Consider the following 6,478-nt stretch of genomic DNA (forward strand, 5'->3'; position numbering starts at 1 on the left):
GATTCCGCCGCTCGCCACGGCGCTGTGGTTCGGCGCCAAACTGCGCATGCCGCGCCCGCGGTTGCCCGCGGCGGATGAGCAGACCTAGCGCCGTTCGCCGTTAGAGCAGATCGCCGTAAAGCAGAATCAGCTTGTTCGGGGTGTCACGCCCACGCCGCCGTGGCCATCCCGGCGTGATTCTGCTTGCTCGTGCGTGGACAGCCGCAAGGCTCGCGCGCCGCAGGCGCGCAAACTGCTCGCACTGGAAAAACATGGCGTTATCCCGACGCTTCTGGTTCGTTGGGAAACACGATTTCACGCACGATGCTCTAGGCGTGGTTGCGGCGTTATCGCGATCCGCTCGAATCGTTGATCACCAGCGATTCGACGGCGAGTTTTCCGCCGGCGTTGGTGAGGGCGAAGCCGTCGAAGGCGTCCTGGAAGCCACGGTCGCGCGCCGCGATCACGCGTGTCTCGTTGAGCTCGATTTCCATGCGCCCGCGCGCGTCGCGCGTCCACATGAGGGTGTGGCGCTGCCCGTCGGCGAGGGAGTCGATTTCGCCGGTCCGGGCGACGGTGGATTCCGTGCCGCCCGACCCGAGTTTGCTCAGCTCCAGGCGCGGACCGCCCTCGGCTTCCGCATAGACGACCCGGTAGCCCATCTTCCCGTCGCGGCCCTGGTAGGGGCCGAACGCGAACGCGCTGAGGCCGTCGGCCGGGCGGAGCGTGAAGCGAACGCGCATGGCGAAGGCGTTGCCCGTGCGGGCGGACAGCAGGGCTCGCGCGGGCTCGACGGACGGGGCTTCCCGATCCGCGCTTTCCTCCCGCGGCTCGGTCGACGACTGTCCAAGCGCCTGGTCCAGCATGGACCCGATGAGATCGCGCGTGTCGACGTCCCCGGAGCTTTGCTCCTCCGCCCCGCGGCTGGATCGCGCCGCCGCCCGCGTGACGGAGCGGAGGCCGTCCGGTGTGCGCTCGAACCGGCCGCGCAGAACGCGCCAGCCTTCCGGAAGGCCACCGTTTCCGGTCAGGGTCCGCGCATACACCGTGGACGTCCAGGGAAAGGCGTATTTGTCGATTACCTCGCGCATGTCCCGGATCAGCCAGGGATCGGCTTCGCGCTTTTCTTCCGCGCGGTCGAGAAGCGAGCGCAACTCCTCGATCAGCTTTTGCGTGCGCTCGGGTCCGGGACCGGCTTCCTGAGCACCGGCGGGAACGGCCACGGCCAACGCCACGCCGGCGGCGGCCAGGGTGCAGAACCAGCGAAGGGGCACGACCGGCCTCCTTGGATCATCGACCGGGGGCCAGGGTGCCATCGTTCGGCGTGCATTTCGCCGCTCCGTCGGGATGAGGGAGCGGCGGCGAGGCCCCCCGCGCGTGCGGGCCGGCCGCGGGGCTGTTCGGTCCGAGCCTCTTACACCCTAGGCTGACCCGTGCACGCACATCACCCCCGACCGGAGGCGAACCCATGGCGTTCACGCCCGCCACGCCCGATTACGCCGAGCGCATCCGCGAGTCCTTCGCGCGCGGCAAGATGATGGACCTCATCGGAGCGGAGATCGCCGCCATCGAACCCGGCTATGTGGCAATCGCCCTGCCGCACGCCGACGCGCTGACGCAGCAGCACGGCTTTTTTCACGCCGGCGCGGTGGCGACGATCGCGGACACGGCGGGGGGCTATGCCGCTTACACGCTGTTTCCGGCCGGGACCTCGGTGCTCACGGCGGAGTTCAAGATCAACTTCCTGGCGCCGGCGCGCGGCGTGCGTCTGCTCGCGCGCGGGCGCGTCATCAAGCCGGGTCGCACGCTGACCACCTGCGACATCGAGGTGGCCGCGCTCGGCGAGGACGGCGGCGAGAAACTCTGCGCCAAGAGCCTGCAGACGATGGCCCAGGTCCAGGGCCGCGACGACATCGCCCGGCCGGGGTGACGGCGGAGCTACTCCGCCCGGTACCGCTCCGCCTCGTATTGGATGGACGTTTCCACGAGCGTCCGCCACACGGCTTCGGCCAGGTCGGGGCGCAGGCCCTCGCGTTCGGCCGCCGCGCGGACCTTGGCGACAACGTCCTCCACGCGGGCGTCGTCGCGGATGTCCTCGGGGCGTTCCTTGATCTCGGCGGCGCGGGCGATGTAGCGCATGCGCCGGGCGACGAGGGCGACCAGCTCCTCGTCGAGGGCGTCGATCCCCTCCCGGATGTCCGCCATACGGGTGCAGTCCTCGGGCCGGCGCGTCACGGCCATCTCCTCCGCTGGGGCGCGGGGCAGGGCATGATGCGGTCAGGCTGCATCAGCCTGGGCTCTGAATCATGCCCGCACACGAATGAGACCGGGCGCGTTGAGGCTCGTCGGATGATTCCGCGTCGTCTCATCGCGCTCTAGTAGGCGTAGAGCTCGTAGATGGGGTCGACCCGCTCGCCCCACTCGCTGTGATAGCGGCGCAGCTTCTCCTCCGCCGGGGTCTCGCCCGACTCCACGATCTTTTTCAAGGGCGTGAGGAACTGGCGCTCGTCCTGGTCGACCATGCCGTCCATGTGGTGCCGCCGGCGCAGCCCGGCGTCGGCGAGGTCGAGCACCTGCTTGGCGAGGTCGCGCACCGTGCCGCCGCGGAAGGGCGTCTTCAGGCCGTGGGTGGGCACGTTCGCGCGCAGGTGGCGGTGATCCGCGTGCGTCCAGTCCTTCACCAGATCCCAAGCGGCGTCCAGCGTGTCGCCGACGTAGAGCAGCCCCACCCACAGCGCGGGCAGCGCGCACAGGATGTTCCACGGGCCGCCGTCGGCGCCGCGCATCTCCAGGAAGCGCTTGAGGCGCACCTCGGGGAAGAGCGTGGTGAGGTGGTCCTCCCAATCGCTCATCAGCGGACGCTCGCCGGGCAGGGCGTCCAGCTCGCCGTTGAGGAAGTCGCGGAAGGTGTTGCTGGTGGCGTCGATGTATTCGCCGTTGCGGTAGACGAAGTACATCGGCACGTCGAGCACGTGGTCGACGTAGCGCTCGAAGCCCATGCCGTCCTCGAAGACGAAGGGCAGGATGCCGCAGCGATCCGGGTCGGTGTCGGTCCAGATGTGGCTGCGGTAGGACAGGAAGCCGTTGGGCTTGCCCTCGGTGAAGGGCGAATTGGCGAAGAGCGCCGTCGCCACCGGCTGCAGCGCCAGGGCGACGCGGAACTTCTTCACCATGTCGGCTTCGGACTGGAAGTCCAGGTTCACCTGCACGGTGCAGGTGCGCAGCATCATGTCCAGCCCCAGGCTGCCCTTGCGCGGCATGTGCCGGCGCATGATCTCGTAGCGGCCCTTGGGCATGATGGGCATCTGCTCGCGCGACCACTCCGGCGGGAAGCCCATGCCGAGCATGCCCACGCCCAGCGGCTCGCACACCCGGCGCATCTGGTCGAGGTGGGTGTTCACCTCGTGGCAGACCTCGTGGAGGTTGCTGCGCTGATCGCCGGACAGCTCGAACTGCCCGCCCGGTTCCAGGGTGACGCTGCAGCCGTCGTGCTTGAGCGCGACGATCTTTCCGTTCTCGTACACGGGCGTCCAATCGTACCGCCCGATGCCTTCCAAAAGGTCGCGGATGCCCGGGCGCCCGGCCGCGCCCTCGTACGGCAGCGGCAGGTGGTCGTCCCAGGTGAAGGCGAACTTTTCGTGTTCCGTGCCGATGCGCCACTGCGTCGGCGGGCGGCAGCCAGCCTCCAGATGCTCGACGAGCTGGTGCTTGCTGGTGACGGGCGCGCCTTTTTCGGTCGGGGGAGCGGCCATGCGGGCATTCCCGGCGGCGTGGTGGTCGGGCGGATATGGCGGCGGCGACGGCGCCCGGCAAGCGCGCCGTCAGGCCCCGCGGTCGGGCGGCCGTTGGCGGCCGTCCCCGAGCCACGCCTGCCAGCACGCCAGCGCCGCGAGCGCCGCGGTGTCGGTGCGGAGCACGCGCGGCCCCAGACCGACGGGTGTAACAAAGGGAAGACGGCGCAGGGCGTCAAGTTCGCCCGCATGGAACCCGCCTTCCGGTCCGGTCATGACGGCCCAGGGGGCGTCGCCGGCCCCCTCGGCGGCCAGGCCCGAAAGCGCGTCGGCCACGGGCTGCGCCGCGCCGGTTTCCGCGCACAGCAGCGCGCGCCGGGTCGCCGGCCAGCCATCCAGCAAATCGGTCAGGCGCTCCGGCTCGCGCACCGCCGGCACGGTCAGGCGCTCGCACTGCTCGGCGGCCTCGCGGGCGTTGGCGGCCAGGCGCTCGGTGTTCACGCGCGTCACGTCGGTGTGCTGCGTCCACACGGGCTGGAGCACGGACACCCCCAGCTCCGTCGCCTTTTCCACCATGAAGTCCAGGCGCGCGCGCTTGATGGGGGCGAAGACCAGCCAAACATCGGGCTCGGGCGCTTGCGGGCGGCGCAGCTCGACCACCGCCAGCGAGGCCCAGCCCTTGCCGAGTCCCTCGATGCGGGCGAGCCACTCCCCGTCCGCCCCGTTGAAGAGCGCGACGTGGTCGCCCCGGTTGAGCCGCAGGACCGAGCGCAGATAATGCGCGCCCTGATGGTCCAGGCCCACGACGCCGCCGGCGGCCAGCGGCTCGGTGACGTGGAGACGGGTTGCGGCGCGCTCGCTCACGGGCTTGGATTTCCCTCTCTCCAGGCGGTTGTCCGCCGGGCAAGGTAGGCACATGATCCGGCCATGACCATCGGCACCCCCACGCGCGGCCGAAGCCGCACCCCCACCGACATCCCCACCGGCACCTGGATCGACCGCTATCCGCCGCCGGCGCTGCGGCCCTATCTGCGCCTCGCGCGCCTGGACCGGCCGATCGGCACCTGGCTGCTGCTGTGGCCGTGCCTGTGGAGCGCCATGCTCGCCGCCGCGGCGCAGGGGCCGGCCGTGCCCGTGCCGATGCTGCTCGGCCTGCTGGTGCTCTTCGCCATCGGCGCGGTGGCGATGCGCGGGGCCGGGTGCATCTACAACGACATCGTCGACCGCGACATCGACGCCAAGGTGGCGCGCACGGCCACGCGGCCGCTGGCCTCCGGCGCCGTCGGCCTCGTCGGCGGCTGGGCGTTGCTGATCCTGCTGTCGCTGATCGGGCTCGTCGTGCTGCTCCAGCTCGACCCCTCGGCCATTCGCATCGGGCTGGTGTCGCTGCTGCTGGTCGCCGCCTATCCCTTCATGAAGCGCGTGACCTACTGGCCGCAGGCGTGGCTGGGGCTGACCTTCAACTGGGGCGCGCTCGTCGGCTGGACCGCCGCCACCGGCAGCCTGGGCTGGCCCGCGCTGGCGCTCTACCTCGGCGGCATCGGCTGGACGCTCGGCTACGACACCATCTACGCCCACCAGGACAAGGACGACGACGCGCTCGTGGGCGTGAAGTCCGCCGCGCTCAAGCTGGGCGGCTGGACGCGCCCCGCCGTCGCCGGCTTCTACCTCTGGGCCGTGGCGCTGTTCGCGCTCGCGGGTGTGCTCGCGGGCGCGGCGTGGCCGTTCTACCTCGGGCTCGCGGCGATGGCGGTCCACTTCGCCTGGCAGGTCGTCGGCCTCGACATCGACGACCCCACGCGCTGCCTGCGCCGCTTCAAGAGCAACCGCGACGCCGGGGCGCTGCTGTTCGTTGGCATCGTGCTGGCCGCCCTCTTCGGGTGATTCGGGGGAGACGCCGTGAGCCATCACCACCACTATTCCTCGCTGGGCGAGCGCGCGCTGGCGGCCGACCCGGTCGCCTTCATCCGCGACAACACCACGCTGCAAAGCCCGCGCCTCATCCCGGAACTCAAGTTCTATCTGGCGGACGAGATGGTGCCGCTGTGGCAGGCGACCGAGGAGGCGCTGGCCGAGCAGGGCGTGCCGCCGCCGTACTGGGCCTTCGCCTGGGCCGGCGGGCAGGCCGTGGCCCGCTACGTCCTCGACAATCCCAAGCTCGTCGCCGGCAAGCGCGTGCTCGACTTCGCCGCCGGCAGCGGGCTGGACGCCGTGGCCGCCGCTCATGCCGGTGCCGCCCACGTCGAGGCCTGCGACATCGACCCCTTCGCCTGCGCCGCCATGCGCGCCAACGCCGAGGCCAACGGCGTCGATGTCACGCCGCGCACCGACAACCTGATCGGCTCCACCGAGCGATCCTGGGACGTCGTGCTCGCCGGCGACGTCTTCTACGAAAAGGCCATGGCCCAGGCCGTCGCCTCCTGGCTGACCGACCTCGTCGCCCACGGCACCACCGTCATCCTCGGCGACCCGGGCCGCTTCTACCGCCCGCGCACCGGCCTCAAGCTGCTGCGCGAAATCACCGTCGAGACCACCCTCGAACTCGAAGACCACCACCTGCGCCGCACCGCCGTCTGGCGCGCCACCGGCCCCCTCGAAACCACCGGCTAAACGAGAGGTCGTTTAATCCCACCTGTCATTCGACATCGGCGTCGCGCTGCTGTGTATGGGGCTCTCACGACCAAAGATGATCTTTGGAAACGTCTGTCACTCGACACCGGCGTAATGTCGACGCGAACGGGTCACTCACGACCAAAGATGATCTTTGG

7 protein-coding genes are annotated in these 6,478 nt (G+C 70.4%); 3 read left to right on the plus strand and 4 right to left on the minus strand.

What is annotated here, in order from left to right; translation table 11 throughout:
- Positions 1-326 precede the first annotated feature (326 nt).
- The gene (locus BLQ43_RS14140) at positions 327-1,253 is read right to left on the minus strand and encodes a LamG domain-containing protein (protein ID WP_090022680.1); all 927 of its coding nucleotides are present in this window, start codon (positions 1,251-1,253) and stop codon (positions 327-329) included.
- Positions 1,254-1,447: 194 nt separating this feature from the next.
- Here BLQ43_RS14140 and BLQ43_RS14145 point away from each other — a divergent pair, with 194 nt between their 5' ends.
- Positions 1,448-1,909 (plus strand): PaaI family thioesterase, encoded by a 462-nt coding sequence (locus tag BLQ43_RS14145; protein ID WP_090022685.1) that lies wholly within the window; start codon positions 1,448-1,450, stop codon positions 1,907-1,909.
- An 8-nt stretch (positions 1,910-1,917) separates the two neighbouring features.
- On the opposite strand, the gene BLQ43_RS14150 is transcribed toward BLQ43_RS14145, so the two are convergent.
- From BLQ43_RS14150 to BLQ43_RS14160, 3 genes are all read right to left on the minus strand, one after another.
- Positions 1,918-2,214 (minus strand): chorismate mutase, encoded by a 297-nt coding sequence (locus tag BLQ43_RS14150; RefSeq protein ID WP_245659601.1) that lies wholly within the window; start codon positions 2,212-2,214, stop codon positions 1,918-1,920.
- A gap of 140 nt (positions 2,215-2,354) precedes the next feature.
- Positions 2,355-3,731 (minus strand): glutamate--cysteine ligase, encoded by a 1,377-nt coding sequence (locus BLQ43_RS14155; protein ID WP_090022692.1) that lies wholly within the window; start codon positions 3,729-3,731, stop codon positions 2,355-2,357.
- A 69-nt stretch (positions 3,732-3,800) separates the two neighbouring features.
- Entirely contained in the window at positions 3,801-4,574 is a 774-nt protein-coding gene (locus BLQ43_RS14160; RefSeq protein ID WP_245659602.1) for a 16S rRNA (uracil(1498)-N(3))-methyltransferase, read from the minus strand.
- 63 nt (positions 4,575-4,637) lie between these two features.
- Between BLQ43_RS14160 and ubiA the strand changes: the two genes are divergently transcribed.
- On the plus strand, positions 4,638-5,594 hold the full coding sequence (gene ubiA / locus BLQ43_RS14165; RefSeq protein WP_090022699.1) for a 4-hydroxybenzoate octaprenyltransferase: 957 nt from the start codon (positions 4,638-4,640) through the stop codon (positions 5,592-5,594).
- A 15-nt stretch (positions 5,595-5,609) separates the two neighbouring features.
- Positions 5,610-6,320 carry a class I SAM-dependent methyltransferase gene (locus BLQ43_RS14170; RefSeq protein ID WP_437123487.1) on the plus strand — a complete coding sequence of 237 codons (711 nt, stop codon included), beginning with the start codon at positions 5,610-5,612 and terminating at the stop codon, positions 6,318-6,320.
- Positions 6,321-6,478 lie beyond the last annotated feature (158 nt).

The organism is Limimonas halophila, from assembly GCF_900100655.1.
GTDB classification, from domain to species: domain Bacteria; phylum Pseudomonadota; class Alphaproteobacteria; order Kiloniellales; family Rhodovibrionaceae; genus Limimonas; species Limimonas halophila.